This is a genomic window from Streptomyces sp. NPDC030021 (genome assembly GCF_055574035.1).
This window is the reverse complement of the sequence record NZ_JBVIAH010000001.1, coordinates 536,494-548,960: the sequence shown is the minus strand read 5'-3', so window position 1 is coordinate 548,960 and position 12,467 is coordinate 536,494. Positions and strand designations below refer to the sequence as shown.

Here is a 12,467-nt window from a genome sequence, read left to right as displayed (position 1 = left end):
CGCCTTCCCGTGATGCGGTCGAAGGGCCCTGGAAACCAGGATCGTCCCCAGATCCCACGATTCCCCAGGAGTTGACTCATGCGTGCTCAGACCAGGCAGGGCCTTCGTTCCTCGACCCGGCAGCAGGGCGGCAGGCGGCGACGAGCAGTGTCGGCCGCGGCCGTGATGGCCGTCGGTGTCATGACGCTGGGCGTCCTCGCCCCACCCGCATCCGCCTCCACTTCCGCCGCCTCCGCTACTGCCGCCGCCCGGCCGGACGCACTTCAGCAGGCCCTGAACGCACTGGTGCGCGACGACGGGATGCCCGCCGCGCTGGCGAGCGTCAAGGACCGTGACGGCCGCACCCGCACCTACACCGCAGGAGTCGGCGACCTGGCCACCGGCGCACCGGTACCCGTCGACGGGCAGGTGCGGATCGGCAGCAACACCAAGGCCTTCGTCGCGGTCGTCGTCCTCCAGCTCGTCGCCGAGCGGAGGATGGATCTGGACGCCACCGTCGACACCTACCTGCCCGGCCTCGTCCGCGGGGAGGGCATCGACGGAAAGCGCATCACCGTCCGCCAGCTCCTCCAGCACACCAGCGGACTCCCCGACTACAGCAACTACCTCGGGGACGACGTCCGGTACTACGCCCCCCGCGAACTGCTCGGTACAGCCCTGGAGCACCCGGCCGAGTTCGCCCCCGGGACGAGCTGGAAGTACAGCAACACCAACTACGTGCTCGCCGGCCTGATCGTCCAGAAGGTCACCGGCCGCCCCCTGGCCGAGCAGATCGACCGGCGCATCATCAAGCCCATCGGGCTGCGCCACACGTACTTCCCCGCCCCTGGTGACGCGAGCATCCGGGAGCCCCACCCCCACGGCTACTACCGGGAATCGGCGGACGCGCCGCTGCACGACATCACGGAGATCGACCCCTCCTGGGGCTGGGCGGCAGGCCAGATGGTCTCCACCGGCTCCGACCTCAACCGCTTCTTCGGCGCACTCCTGGCCGGCCGTCTCCTGCCCCCCGCCCAGCTCGCCCAGATGCGGTCCACCGTCCCCGCCGAAGCGACCTTCGGCCCCGGCTCCCGCTACGGACTCGGACTCGTCAGCAGGCCGCTGCCGTGCGGCGGCCTCTCCTGGGGCCACGGCGGCAGCTTCCCGGGGTACGAGACCCGGGGCGGCGCCACCGACGACGGCCGCGCCGCCAACCTCGCGGTCACCATGCAGCTCACCGACGAGGCGGGCCGCAGGAACCTCGAACGCGCGGTGGACACGGCCCTGTGCCGCTGAACCCCGCCGGGGGCCTCTTGCAGTCGGCAGCCGATCTCGTGAGCCACTGGAAATCCGGCCCGCATTTGATCGGTGAAGGGCGTCGGGAGACCCGCCTGGCCCAGTCGGTCATGGGCCGACAGGCAGCAGGGTCCCTCCCGTGAGGTGGAGGAGTTCATCGGCGGTGGTGGGGAAGACCGTGCGGGGAGTTCCGGCGGCGGCCCAGAGCCGGGGGTAGTCGGTCAGGGCCTCATCGACCACCGTGGGCAGCGGCTGAGGGTGGCCGACGGGAGCCACGCCTCCGATCGCCTGCCCCGTGGCCCCGCGCACCTGTTCCGGGGTGGCCCGCCGGAGCTTGCCGCGTCCCCAACGGGCGGCAAGTGCCGTGGCGTCCACCTTGTGCCGGCCGCTGGTCAGAACCAGGACGGGCTCGTCGTCGGACATGAACACGAGGCTGTTGGCGATCGCACCCACATCGCATCCCAGGGCCGCTGCGGCCTCGGCGGCCGTACGCGTCGACTCGGCGAGTTCGCGTACCTCGCCAGCGATGCCGGCCGCGGCGAGGGCACGGGCCACCTCCATGCTGCGAACGGGCAGGGACGTGCCTTCCTGGGGCGTCATGTGACTCCTTCGTGTGAAGTGGCATCAGCATGGGTTCCGTAGACGGAACGTTCTGTTTGTGGAACGATAGATCCACTCGGGGCGCTGGAGCAACCGACCCCGGTGAGGAAAAGGAACACCATGGATCTGGCCGCCCGCGTCGGCTTGCGTGTGCGGGAGTTGCGCGAAGCGCAGGGGGTGTCGCTGTCCGAACTGGCTCGCAGGTCCAGTGTCGGCAAGGCGACGCTCTCCGAATTGGAGGGCGGTCGGCGCAACCCCACTCTGGAGACGCTCTACGCCCTGACGACGGCGCTCAAGGTGCCCCTGAGTGCCGCGCTGCTCGATCTCGCGTCACCCGCCACCATCTCCGGTGACGCCGTCGACGCCGTCCTCATCGAGCGGTTCGAGGCCGACGACGCGGTCTCGGAGAGCTATCGGGTTCGCATCCGGGCCGGCGCGAGCCAGGAGTCCGCCGCTCACACCGCCGGCACGATGGAGCACCTCATCGTCCTCGCCGGCACCGCACGCGTCGGTGGGCTGTCCGCACCCGCCCTGATCGGCCCAGGCATGCACACAAGTTGGGCCGCCGACGTTCCGCACCTGTACGAAGCGCCCTCGGGAGACGTCGAGGCGCTCCTGATCGTGCGCTACCCACAGTGACGCGCAACCGGCTCGGACGAGCCGATCTCGGATCGTGGGACCCGGGTTGCCGAGGGCAAGATGCCGTGGCAACAATCGGCCCGGTGAGTGAGATAGCCCAGAAGTTACGCAGAGTAATGCCGGTCACCGTCGTCGTGGCGGGCCTGATCACGGTGTTGGTGGGAGTCACCAGTTCCGCCGCGATCGTCTTCACCGCCGCCAAAGCGGCAGGAGCGGGACCGCGGGAGCTCACCTCGTGGATGCTGGCCCTCGGGGTCGGCATGGGGGTCACCTGTATCGGCCTGTCCCTGCGGTACAAGGCCCCTGTCGTCACCGCCTGGTCCACCCCCGGGGCTGCGCTGCTGGTGTCCGGACTCGACGGGGTGACGATGGCTCAGGCCGTCGGCGCCTTCCTCGTCTCCGCCGCGCTGGTCGTGCTCAGCGGGTTGACGGGCTGGTTCGAGCGCGTGATGGGAAGGATCCCCGTGCCGCTCGCGGCGGGCCTGCTCGCCGGGGTGCTCGTACAGTTCGGCACCGGACTCTTCGCCAGTATGGACGGCCACTTCGCCGTCGTGTTCTCCATGGTCGCGGTCTATCTCCTGGGCCGCAGGCTGCTGCCCCGCTACGCGGTCGTCGCAGCGCTCGCCGCGGGAGTCGCGGTCGCGGCCGTACAGGGCTCGCTGCAGCCGGGCAGGATCCGGTTCGCCTTCGCCGAGCCGGTCTTCACGGCCCCCGCGTTCTCGTGGCAGGTGATCATCAGCGTCGCGCTGCCGCTGTTCGTCGTGACGATGGCCTCGCAGAACCTGCCGGGCGTCGCGGTCCTGCGCGGCGACGGCTACGGCCGGGTGCCGGTGTCGCCGGTGATCAGCTGGACGGGCGCCACCAATCTGCTGCTCGCGCCGTTCGGCTGCTTCGGACTGAACCTCGCGGCCATCACGGCGGCCATCTGCACGGGCCGTGAAGCACACGAGGACCCGGACCGCCGCTACCTGGCCGGTGTCTGGGCGGGAGTGTTCTACCTGGGTGTGGGCGTCTTCGGCGGAACGGTCGGCTCGCTGCTCACCGCGCTGCCCACCGCCCTCATCCTCGGCATCGCCGGGCTCGGACTGCTGGGCACCATCGGGAACTCGCTCGCCTCGGCACTCTCGGACGAGGGTGCGCGGGAGGCCGCGGTCATCACCTTCCTGGCCGCGGCGTCCGGGGTGACGCTGCTCGGAGTGGGTTCGGCGTTCTGGGGACTGCTGGCCGGGGCCCTGACCGTCGCGGTGACGCGCAGGCGCCAACGGCCCGTTCCGCAGGCCGAGACGGCCGTCCCAAGGCCTGACCGGACCGAGCAACCTGCGTACGGGGTGCACTGACATGCGCGACGTCCACCGCATTCGCCTCCTCCTTATCTGCCGCGCCGAGGGTCTCTAGGGTTCGACCTCCTCGGCGCGGAGTCCGGCCATGCGCCACACAGTCGGCCCGAAGCCGCGACGATCCACAGAGGACATCTCCGAATGAACTCCACACCCTCCGTCCATCGTGCCCCCGCCTTCCCGGTCCAGGCGCCCTCCGGAATGCCGTTCGAGCGGTACGCGCCCTTCCGGGCCATCGACCTGCCCGACCGCACCTGGCCCGGCAAGACCATTACCAAGGCGCCCCAGTGGTGCGCGGTCGACCTGCGAGACGGCAACCAGGCCCTGATCGACCCGATGGGCGCGGACCGCAAGCTGCGCATGTTCGAGCTGCTCGTCTCGATGGGCTACAAGGAGATCGAGGTCGGCTTTCCCTCGGCGAGCCAGACCGACTTCGACTTCATCCGGCAGCTCATCGAAGAGGACCGGATCCCCGACGACGTCGCCATCCAGGTCCTGGTACCCACCCGTGCCCACCTCATCGAGCGCACCTTCGAGGCCGTACGGGGCGCCGAGCACGCCATCATCCACCTCTACAACTCCACCTCGACCCTCCAGCGCCAAGTCGTCTTCGGCATGGACCGCGACCAGGTCACCGGGCTGGCCGTGAGCGGGGCGCGGCTGTGCGCCGATCTCGCCGAGCGGATGACGGACACCGGGATCGGCTTCCAGTACTCCCCGGAGTCCTACACCGGGACCGAGCTGGAGTACGCCGCCGAGATCTGCAACGCGGTCATCGGCGTGTGGCAGCCGACGGCGGACCGCAAGGTCATCGTCAACCTGCCGGCCACCGTCGAGATGGCCACGCCCAACGTCTACGCCGACTCCATCGAGTGGATGCACCGCAATCTGGACCGGCGCGACGCGGTGGTCCTGTCCGTGCACCCGCACAACGACCGCGGCACGGCCGTGGCGGCCGCCGAGCTGGGCTACCTGGCCGGCGCCGACCGCATCGAGGGCTGCCTGTTCGGCAACGGGGAGCGGACCGGCAACGTCTGCCTGGTCACCTTGGGCCTGAACCTCTTCAGCCAGGGAATCGACCCGATGATCGACTTCTCCGACATCGACGAGATCCGCCGCACGGTCGAATTCTGCAACCAGCTCCCCGTGCACCCGCGCCACCCGTACGGCGGCGACATGGTCTATACGGCGTTCTCCGGATCGCACCAGGACGCCATCAAGAAGGGCCTGGAGGCGCTGGAGCGCTCGGCCGCCGCCGCCGGGACCCCGGTGGAGGCCTTCGACTGGGCGGTGCCGTACCTGCCGATCGACCCCAAGGACGTCGGCCGCAGCTACGAGGCCGTCATCCGGGTCAACTCCCAGTCCGGCAAGGGCGGCATCGCCCACGTCATGAAGACCGAGCACAAGCTGAACCTGCCGCGCGGTCTGCAGATCGAGTTCTCGCAGGCCGTCCAGAACCGTACGGACGACCAGGGCGGCGAGGTCTCGCCCGCGCAGATGTGGGAAGCCTTCGTCGAGGAGTACCTGCCCGTCGACTCTCCGGAGGCGGGCGCCGTGGGCCGGGGCGGCGAGGTCGCGCCGTGGGGCCGGATGTCCCTGCTGTCCCACCAGTCGGCCAGCGTCATCGACGAGAAGAACTCCTTCTCGGTGGAGGTGCTGCTCGACGGGGAGAAGAAGACGCTGGACGGCATCGGCAACGGCCCCATCGACGCCTTCGTCTCGGCCCTCGACGAACTGGGCATCGAGGTACGGGTCGGGGACTTCCAGGAGCACGCGATGTCCACGGGCGGTGACGCCCGCGCCGCCGCGTACGTGGAGGCCTCGGTCGAAGGCCGGACCTTCTGGGGCGTGGGCCTCGACTCCAACATCGTCACGTCTTCCCTGAAGGCGGTCGTCTCGGCGGTCAACCGGGCCTTCCGCGACCGCGCCGACCGGGCCTGACCCTGTGCCGGGGCCTGCCCGTCCGCGGCTCTGACCTGCGGACGCCACCCGTGAAGGAATGCGGGGCCGTCCCGTCGGGACGGCCCCCGTGTCATGACCGCCTCGTGGAGGCGGAGAAGAGTACGGAGGAGGACAGATGGATCTGCGTGTGCTCACCGAGCCGCAGCGGGGGGCCGACTATCAGACGCTGCTGCGCGTCGCCCGGACTGCCGAGGATCTCGGTTTCGACGGGTTCTTCCGCTCGGACCACTACGTGAAGGTGGCTCCCGGCGATGCCCTGCCCGGCCCCACCGACGCCTGGATCACCCTGGCCGGACTCGCCCGTGAGACGAGCCGGATCACCCTGGGCACCATGATGACGGCGAGCACCTTCCGGCTGCCCGGAGTCCTCGCCGTGCAGGTCGCGCAGGTGGACCAGATGTCGGGCGGCCGGATCGAACTCGGCCTGGGAGCAGGCTGGTTCGAGCGCGAGCACCTGGCGTACGGCATTCCTTTCCCGGCCGCGCGATTCGGTCGCCTGGAGGAGCAGCTCGAGATCCTCACCGGGATGTGGGGCACGCCCGCGGGCAAGACTTTCAACCACGAGGGCCGGCACTACCGGCTGGTGGACTGCCCGGCGCTGCCCAAGCCGGTGCGCGGGCGGGTGCCCGTACTGATCGGCGGCCGCGGAGCCGTACGTACCCCGGCCCTGGCCGCCCGGTTCGCCGACGAGTTCAACGTGCCCTTCGCCGCGCCGGACGACACCCGCGACCAGTTCCGGCGCGTGCGTGAAGCGGCCGAGGAGGCCGGCCGCGACCCGGACGGGCTGGTGTACTCGGCCGCGCTCACCGTGTGCGTCGGTCGTGACGACGCCGAGGTCGTGCGGCGGGCCGGCGCGATCGGGCGCGACCCTCAGGAACTGCGGGTGACGGGACTCGCGGGTACCCCCGACGAGGTGATCAGGACGCTGGACCGGTACCGGGCGGCCGGTGCGTCGAGAATCTACCTCCAGCTCCTCGACCTGTCCGATCTCGGTCAACTGGAGCTGATCGCGGACCGGGTGGCCGCCCGACTGCCGTGACCCGGCAGGGGATTTCAGGCCTTCGCCCCGGACCTGGGGAGGGCGACCGCGATGGCCACCGCAGCGACCATGACCAGCGCGGCGTCCACGCCGACACCCATCCGGGTTCCGCCCAGGAGGGCCGTCTCGACGGCGTCGCCGGCGCGCTCCAGGGCACCGGCCCGGTCGGCCGCGATCGCGCTCAGCACCGGGATGCCGATGGTGATTCCGATCTGCTGAGCGCTGGTGACGAGTCCGGTGGCCAGCCCCTGTTCGTGGTCGGTCACGCCGGCCGTGGCGTTGATGCCGTACGAGACCACCGCGGACATGTGGCCGACGGACGCGAGGAGCAGTGCGGTGAGGGCCAGGGGGACACCGCCGTGATCCGGCAGGAACACCAGGGCCGCCGTACCCGCCGACTGCACCGCGAGGCCCGCGATCAGCGTGGTCCTGGCTCCCAGGGCGGCGACGATCCGGGAGGCCGCCATGCCGGTGAGCGCGAGGACGACACCCTGTCCGCCGAAGACGAGGCTGGTCTCGAAGCCGGAAAGACCGAGCACCTGCTGGAGGTAGAGCGTGAGGAGGAAGATCACCGAGCTCATCATCGAGAAGGTGGCGAACCCGCCGAGATTGCCGAAGGCCACGCTGGGGCGGCGCAGCATCTGGAGCGAGATCAGCGGTTCGGCGGCCCGGAACTCCACGGCCGCGAATGCCGCCAGCAGCAGGACGCCCAAGAGCAGGGTGACGATCACCTCGACCTCGCCGAAGCCCTGTTCGGCCGCGGTGGACAAGGAGTAGATGATGCTCAGCAGACCGCCGGTGACGGTGACGGCGCCGGGCACGTCCAGCTTCGGCCGCCGGGCGGGCCGGCTCTCGGCGAGCAGCACGGGGGCGGCGATCGCGAGGAGCGCACCGGCGCCCGCCAGCAGGGACATGGTGGACCGCCAGCCCAACTGGTCGGTCATCACACCGCCCATGAGCATGCCGACCGTGAAGCCCAGGGACAGGACCGTGCCGTTGACGGCCAGTGCCCTGTTGCGTTGCGGGCCCTCCGGGAAGGTCGTGGTCAGAAGGGACATGCCCGTCGGCACCACGGCGGCGGCGCCGAAACCCTGCAGGGCGCGGGCGACGAGGAACAGGGCCGGATTCCAGGCGGCCGCAGCGAGTACGGAGGCCAGGGTGAAGAGGGCGAGGCCGGCGATGAACAACCGGCGGCGGCCGAACAGGTCCGAGACGCGGCCGAAGAGCAGGAGGAATCCGCCCGACGGCAGGGCGAAGGCGGTGACGGCCCATTGGAGGTCGGCCTGCCCCATGCCGAGGTCGTCGCCGAGCACGGGAAGGGCCACGTTCAGGATGGAGAAGTCCAGCGCGATGATGAACTGCGCCGCGCACAGGAGCAGGAGCGTCAGTGTCGCTCGGGTGGTCAGCCGGTCGTGGTCACCGGGGGCGGCGGTATCCCTGTCCGCTGCCCCCGCTTCGGTCGGAGTGCTTGTCATGATCACAGAGTCCACCGCCCTGGAGGCGGGCGGAAGAGGCCACTTGTGCTGGTGGTGCCACCACCAGCCACACCGGCACCGTCGGCACGTGGTGACGTCAACGAGGGGATCCCGTACGTGACTTCGACCGTCCGGTCGGCGACGCACCGGCCCGAGCTCAGTGACTTCCTCCGCAATCGGCGGGGGCGGATCACGCCTGCGGAGGCAGGGCTGCCGTCGAGCGGCCGCAGGCGTACTCCGGGCTTGCGCCGCGAGGAGGTGGCGGTGCTCGCGGGGGTGGGGCCGTCCTGGTACCAGTGGCTCGAACAGGGGCGGGACATCACCGTGTCGCCACAGGTGCTGGACGCGGTGGCGCGCGTCCTGCGGCTGGACGACACGGAGCGGCGCCACCTCTACGCCCTGGCGGGGGTGAACCCGCCGCTGCCCGCCGCGGAGCCGGGAGCCGCGTACTGCGAAGGGCTGCAAAGGCTCATCGAGGCGTGGGAACCCCGTCCGGCGACCATGCTCGACCGCTACTGGAACCACGTCGCGTGGAACGAGTCGGCGCGCCTCGCGCTCGGGCTGCCGGGCGCGGACCGCAACTGGCTGGTGGGCTTCTTCCGACACCAGAGGTTCCAGCCGGGCGGTGGGCGGGCGCGGTCCTGGAAACAGGTCGCGCCGGCGGTGGTCGCGGCCTTCCGCGCCTCGATGGCGGAGCGGCCCGATGACGGGGGATTCCGGGAGGTGATCGCGGAACTACTGCGGACGAGCCCCGAGTTTGCCGAGCTGTGGGCCCACCAGGACGTCAAGGAATTCGGAGTGATCGTCAACGAGGTCGACCATCCGGTGGTGGGCGGGCTCAGCTTCGAGAGCAGTCAGCTGCGGCTGCCCGCCCGGCCGGACCTCACCGTGATGCTCTACAATCCGATGGCCGGAACGGATACGTCCGAAAAGCTTACCTGGCTCCTTTCGGCGCGCACGGGGTGAGCATGATCACAGTGATGCACCTGAACCGGCCGGCATTCCCCGGCGTGTTCACGCGGCGCCCCGTATATTGTCCACTCCTTGGACAGGCGGACTCTCCCTCGAAATCGCTCTGACCTGCGAATATTCGATGATCCGGGCATGTGCTGCCGAAACTTCTTGATCTGCCCGGCCGGAGATGGGAGTGTAAATGCATGAACCACGGACGTGCCTGTCCTTGAGTAACCGAACTCGTTCAGGCCGCCATTCGGAGGCTCACCCTCAGCCTCCTCTTCGCTGAATGCGGAACCCCGCATCGGATGTCGTAACTCACAGTTCAACGGGGGAATGCGATGCAGGACTTAGATATGTTCACGCCGGGGCCGACCCATGTTCCGCTGGCTATCAGAATGGCTTCGATCGCTCAGCTGACGCATCACCGGACGGCCGACTTCAAGAAACTCTTCGAGCGTATTCACGCCGGACTGCAGAATCTCTTCCGCACCAGCGGCCAGATTCTCATGCTTCCCGCCTCCGGCACCGGCGCGATGGAATCCGTCGTCGCCAATGTCGTGACAGCCGGTGACACCGTCCTGGTCCTCGCCGCGGGAAAGTACGGCCTTCGCTGGGCGGAGCTCTGTCGCACCTATCAGGCCGACGTGCGGCTGCACGAGGTGCCCGACGGCGAGACCTTCGACCTTCGCGCCGTGGAGCGCGAGCTCGCGGCACTCAAGCCGCGCCACCTGTTCGTGACGCACTGCGAGACCTCGACCGGCGCCGTGCACGATGTGCAGGGCCTCGCGGAACTGGGCCGGCGGCACGGCGCCACGGTCGTGGCGGACACCATGACGTCGATCGGTGTCGAACCCTTCCAGATGGACGAGTGGGGCGTGGACTTCGCCCTCACCGCCTCGCACAAGGGGCTGATGAGCCCCCCGGGCGCCGCCTTCGTCGCCGTCGGTGAGCGAGGCTGGGACGTGGTGCGTCCGTCCCAGGGGTACTCGTACTGGAACTTCCACCTGCTGCGCGCCGCCGCTCTGGAGAGCACCGTTCCCAACACTCCGCCGAACGCGACGCTGTTCGCCGTCGCGGCCGGGCTCGAACGGATCGAGGCCGAAGGGCTGGAGAACGTCTGGGAGCGGCACGCGCACAGCGCCGCCGTGTGCCGGGCCGGCCTCGCGGCCCTGGGTCTGCCGATGCTGCCGCAGGGCAGGGCCTCGCACTCGCTCACCGCCGCGATGCTGCCCGCGGACGGCCGTGCCGACGGCCTGGTGGAGGCATTGCACGAGCGCTTCGGCATCCGTGTCGCCGGAGGCCAGGGCAGCCTGAAGGGCCGGATCATCAGAATCGGCCACATCGGCTCGGTGTCCCCGCTCGACCTCCTGCCGGTCCTCACCGCCCTGGAGATCCTCCTCCTGGAACGCGGTGTCGTGCGGGAGCCCGGCCGTGCGTCGGCCGCCATGGCGGCCGTCCTGTGGAGACAGCAAGGGCTGCGCACCGCCTGACGTCAGCCGTTCTCCGGCCGTCGCGAGCGCCCCTTCACCGCACTCGTCAGCGCTCCCTTCCCCTCCATTCACTTCGCTTCCTTCCTTTCTCCTTCCCCTTCCCTCGCGCCGGCGCCCCGGCCGCCGCCGCACCACGTGCCGGCCGTGCTCGGCCGCGCCTCGTTCCCCCCCGCCCGCAGGCCCGAGCCTGCCCGCGGTTCATCCCTGCCTGCCCGGCCGCGGTCAACGGTGCCCGCGATCCTCGCCATGCCCTGACGCGAGCGCCCCCGGGCGGCAGTCAGACGCGCCCGACGGCGCAGCGCCGGCCGTTGCTGCCTGCCTGCCGCGTCACCCCGACCAAACCCCTTTGGAGAACCTGTGCTGAGCACCGAGACGCGCCGCTTCATCGGCGCGTACACCACCCTTCTCACTCCCTTCGACCCCTCTGGCGCCCTCGACGAGGAGGCCCTGCGCCGCCTGGTCGACTTCCAGATCGACAACGGCGTCACGCGGCTGTGTCCCAATGGCGTGACCGGCGAGGCGGCCGCCCTCACCGACGAGGAGAAGCTGCGCATCACCCGGATCTGCGTCGAGCAGGCAGCCGGACGCGCGATGGTCATCCCCGACATCGGCACGGAGAACCTGACCCGCACCCTGGAGCTGGCGAAGGAGGCCGAGAAGCTGGGGGCCGACGCCGTACTCGCCTTCACCCCCTACCTGGACCCGCCCACCGAGCGCGGTCTGGTGGCGTACTTCCGCAAGGTCGCCGACTCCGTGCAGATCCCGCTGATGATGCACAACCTGCCGGGCCGCACGACCGTCGACATCTCGCCGAACCAGGTGGCCGAGCTGTCGAGCCACCCGAACATCATCGGAATGAAGGAGGGCAACCAGGACATCGTGCGACTGCGCCGGGTGCTTCACCTGGTGCGCGACGCCGATTTCGTGGTGCTCGCCGGCAATGACTTCACCGCACTGCCGACCCTGCTCCTCGGCGGGCACGGGCACATCTCCGTGGCGGCCAACGTCATGCCCCGCCAGAGCCGCTCGATCGTCGAGGCGGCGCTCGCCGGTGACTTCGCCACGGCGCGCGACCTGTACCTCAAGTTCGCCGAGTTCTACCGCGGCATCTACTTCGCGACGAACCCGATCGCCCTCAAGAAGGCCTTCTCCCTCGCCCACTTCGAGGTCGGCGACCCGCGTCTGCCGCTCACCCCGCTGCCCGAGGACCGCATCGGCGAGCTCGAAACGATCATGAAGGACTGCGAACTCCTCTGAGCCGGCGCACATCGCCCGCCGCAGTCAGCCGAACCCTGGAAGGGATGAACAAGATGAACCCGTTGCTCGATGTGGCCGCCATGACCGAGGGCGTGTACGGCGGCGACGTCGTACGGTCGCTGCTCTACGCCGCCGCCGACAACCCGGGCAGCCGTGTCGTGCGCGTGGCCGTGGCCAGTGCGGAGCCCGGCAAGGGCGGTCAGGTGCACCACCACCCCAAGACCGACGAGACGTACTTCATCATCGCCGGCAATGCCGAACTGGAGTTCGACGGCGAGCTGTACCAACTTGCCCCGACCTCCTGCGTCCGCATTCCGCGCGGCACGAAGCACCGGATCTCCAACACCGGTACGGAGACGCTGCGCTACCTCGCCTTCCACATCGGCGACGCCGACTTCGGCGGCGCGGTCGAGCACGTCAAGGCGGGCTGACCCTC

Annotated in this window: 11 protein-coding genes; 9 read left to right on the top strand and 2 right to left on the bottom strand. The window is 69.9% G+C overall.

Going from position 1 to position 12,467, the window contains the following annotated elements; all coding sequences use genetic code 11:
* The first annotated feature begins 78 nt into the window (after positions 1-78).
* The gene (locus ACZ4YL_RS02385) at positions 79-1,275 is read left to right on the top strand and encodes a serine hydrolase domain-containing protein (RefSeq protein ID WP_468113338.1); all 1,197 of its coding nucleotides are present in this window, start codon (positions 79-81) and stop codon (positions 1,273-1,275) included.
* A 108-nt stretch (positions 1,276-1,383) separates the two neighbouring features.
* Here the strand turns inward: ACZ4YL_RS02385 and ACZ4YL_RS02380 are convergent, their stop codons facing one another.
* Complete coding sequence (locus ACZ4YL_RS02380) at positions 1,384-1,875, bottom strand: YbaK/EbsC family protein (RefSeq protein ID WP_468113337.1); 492 nt, start codon at positions 1,873-1,875, stop codon at positions 1,384-1,386.
* A gap of 120 nt (positions 1,876-1,995) precedes the next feature.
* Here ACZ4YL_RS02380 and ACZ4YL_RS02375 point away from each other — a divergent pair, with 120 nt between their 5' ends.
* The 4 genes from ACZ4YL_RS02375 to ACZ4YL_RS02360 all read left to right on the top strand — a co-directional run bounded on the left by ACZ4YL_RS02375 (position 1,996) and on the right by ACZ4YL_RS02360 (position 6,852).
* The gene (locus ACZ4YL_RS02375; RefSeq protein WP_468113336.1) at positions 1,996-2,514 is read left to right on the top strand and encodes a helix-turn-helix domain-containing protein; all 519 of its coding nucleotides are present in this window, start codon (positions 1,996-1,998) and stop codon (positions 2,512-2,514) included.
* A 116-nt stretch (positions 2,515-2,630) separates the two neighbouring features.
* Positions 2,631-3,851 (top strand): benzoate/H(+) symporter BenE family transporter, encoded by a 1,221-nt coding sequence (locus tag ACZ4YL_RS02370; protein ID WP_468113335.1) that lies wholly within the window; start codon positions 2,631-2,633, stop codon positions 3,849-3,851.
* Positions 3,852-3,992: 141 nt separating this feature from the next.
* Entirely contained in the window at positions 3,993-5,792 is a 1,800-nt protein-coding gene (gene leuA / locus ACZ4YL_RS02365; RefSeq protein WP_468113334.1) for a 2-isopropylmalate synthase, read from the top strand.
* 136 nt (positions 5,793-5,928) lie between these two features.
* The gene (locus tag ACZ4YL_RS02360; protein ID WP_468113333.1) at positions 5,929-6,852 is read left to right on the top strand and encodes an LLM class F420-dependent oxidoreductase; all 924 of its coding nucleotides are present in this window, start codon (positions 5,929-5,931) and stop codon (positions 6,850-6,852) included.
* Between the two features lie 14 nt (positions 6,853-6,866).
* Here the strand turns inward: ACZ4YL_RS02360 and ACZ4YL_RS02355 are convergent, their stop codons facing one another.
* Entirely contained in the window at positions 6,867-8,327 is a 1,461-nt protein-coding gene (locus ACZ4YL_RS02355) for an MFS transporter (protein WP_468113332.1), read from the bottom strand.
* A 117-nt stretch (positions 8,328-8,444) separates the two neighbouring features.
* Between ACZ4YL_RS02355 and ACZ4YL_RS02350 the strand changes: the two genes are divergently transcribed.
* The 4 genes from ACZ4YL_RS02350 to ACZ4YL_RS02335 all read left to right on the top strand — a co-directional run bounded on the left by ACZ4YL_RS02350 (position 8,445) and on the right by ACZ4YL_RS02335 (position 12,462).
* Complete coding sequence (locus ACZ4YL_RS02350; RefSeq protein WP_468113331.1) at positions 8,445-9,293, top strand: helix-turn-helix transcriptional regulator; 849 nt, start codon at positions 8,445-8,447, stop codon at positions 9,291-9,293.
* A 386-nt stretch (positions 9,294-9,679) separates the two neighbouring features.
* On the top strand, positions 9,680-10,774 hold the full coding sequence (locus tag ACZ4YL_RS02345; RefSeq protein ID WP_468113330.1) for a pyridoxal-phosphate-dependent aminotransferase family protein: 1,095 nt from the start codon (positions 9,680-9,682) through the stop codon (positions 10,772-10,774).
* Between the two features lie 357 nt (positions 10,775-11,131).
* On the top strand, positions 11,132-12,031 hold the full coding sequence (dapA, locus tag ACZ4YL_RS02340) for a 4-hydroxy-tetrahydrodipicolinate synthase (RefSeq protein WP_468113329.1): 900 nt from the start codon (positions 11,132-11,134) through the stop codon (positions 12,029-12,031).
* 44 nt (positions 12,032-12,075) lie between these two features.
* Positions 12,076-12,462 (top strand): cupin domain-containing protein, encoded by a 387-nt coding sequence (locus ACZ4YL_RS02335; RefSeq protein ID WP_468113328.1) that lies wholly within the window; start codon positions 12,076-12,078, stop codon positions 12,460-12,462.
* Positions 12,463-12,467 lie beyond the last annotated feature (5 nt).

Excerpts from the sequence above, each read along its gene's own strand:
- ACZ4YL_RS02385 (WP_468113338.1), top strand. The coding sequence starts at position 79 with ATGCGTGCTCAGACCAGGCAGGGCCTTCGTTCCTCGACCCGGCAGCAG.
- ACZ4YL_RS02380 (WP_468113337.1), bottom strand. The coding sequence starts at position 1,875 with ATGACGCCCCAGGAAGGCACGTCCCTGCCCGTTCGCAGCATGGAGGTG.
- ACZ4YL_RS02375 (WP_468113336.1), top strand. The coding sequence starts at position 1,996 with ATGGATCTGGCCGCCCGCGTCGGCTTGCGTGTGCGGGAGTTGCGCGAA.
- ACZ4YL_RS02370 (WP_468113335.1), top strand. The coding sequence starts at position 2,631 with ATGCCGGTCACCGTCGTCGTGGCGGGCCTGATCACGGTGTTGGTGGGA.
- leuA (WP_468113334.1), top strand. The coding sequence starts at position 3,993 with ATGAACTCCACACCCTCCGTCCATCGTGCCCCCGCCTTCCCGGTCCAG.
- ACZ4YL_RS02360 (WP_468113333.1), top strand. The coding sequence starts at position 5,929 with ATGGATCTGCGTGTGCTCACCGAGCCGCAGCGGGGGGCCGACTATCAG.
- ACZ4YL_RS02355 (WP_468113332.1), bottom strand. The coding sequence starts at position 8,327 with ATGACAAGCACTCCGACCGAAGCGGGGGCAGCGGACAGGGATACCGCC.
- ACZ4YL_RS02345 (WP_468113330.1), top strand. The coding sequence starts at position 9,680 with ATGGCTTCGATCGCTCAGCTGACGCATCACCGGACGGCCGACTTCAAG.
- ACZ4YL_RS02335 (WP_468113328.1), top strand. The coding sequence starts at position 12,076 with ATGAACAAGATGAACCCGTTGCTCGATGTGGCCGCCATGACCGAGGGC.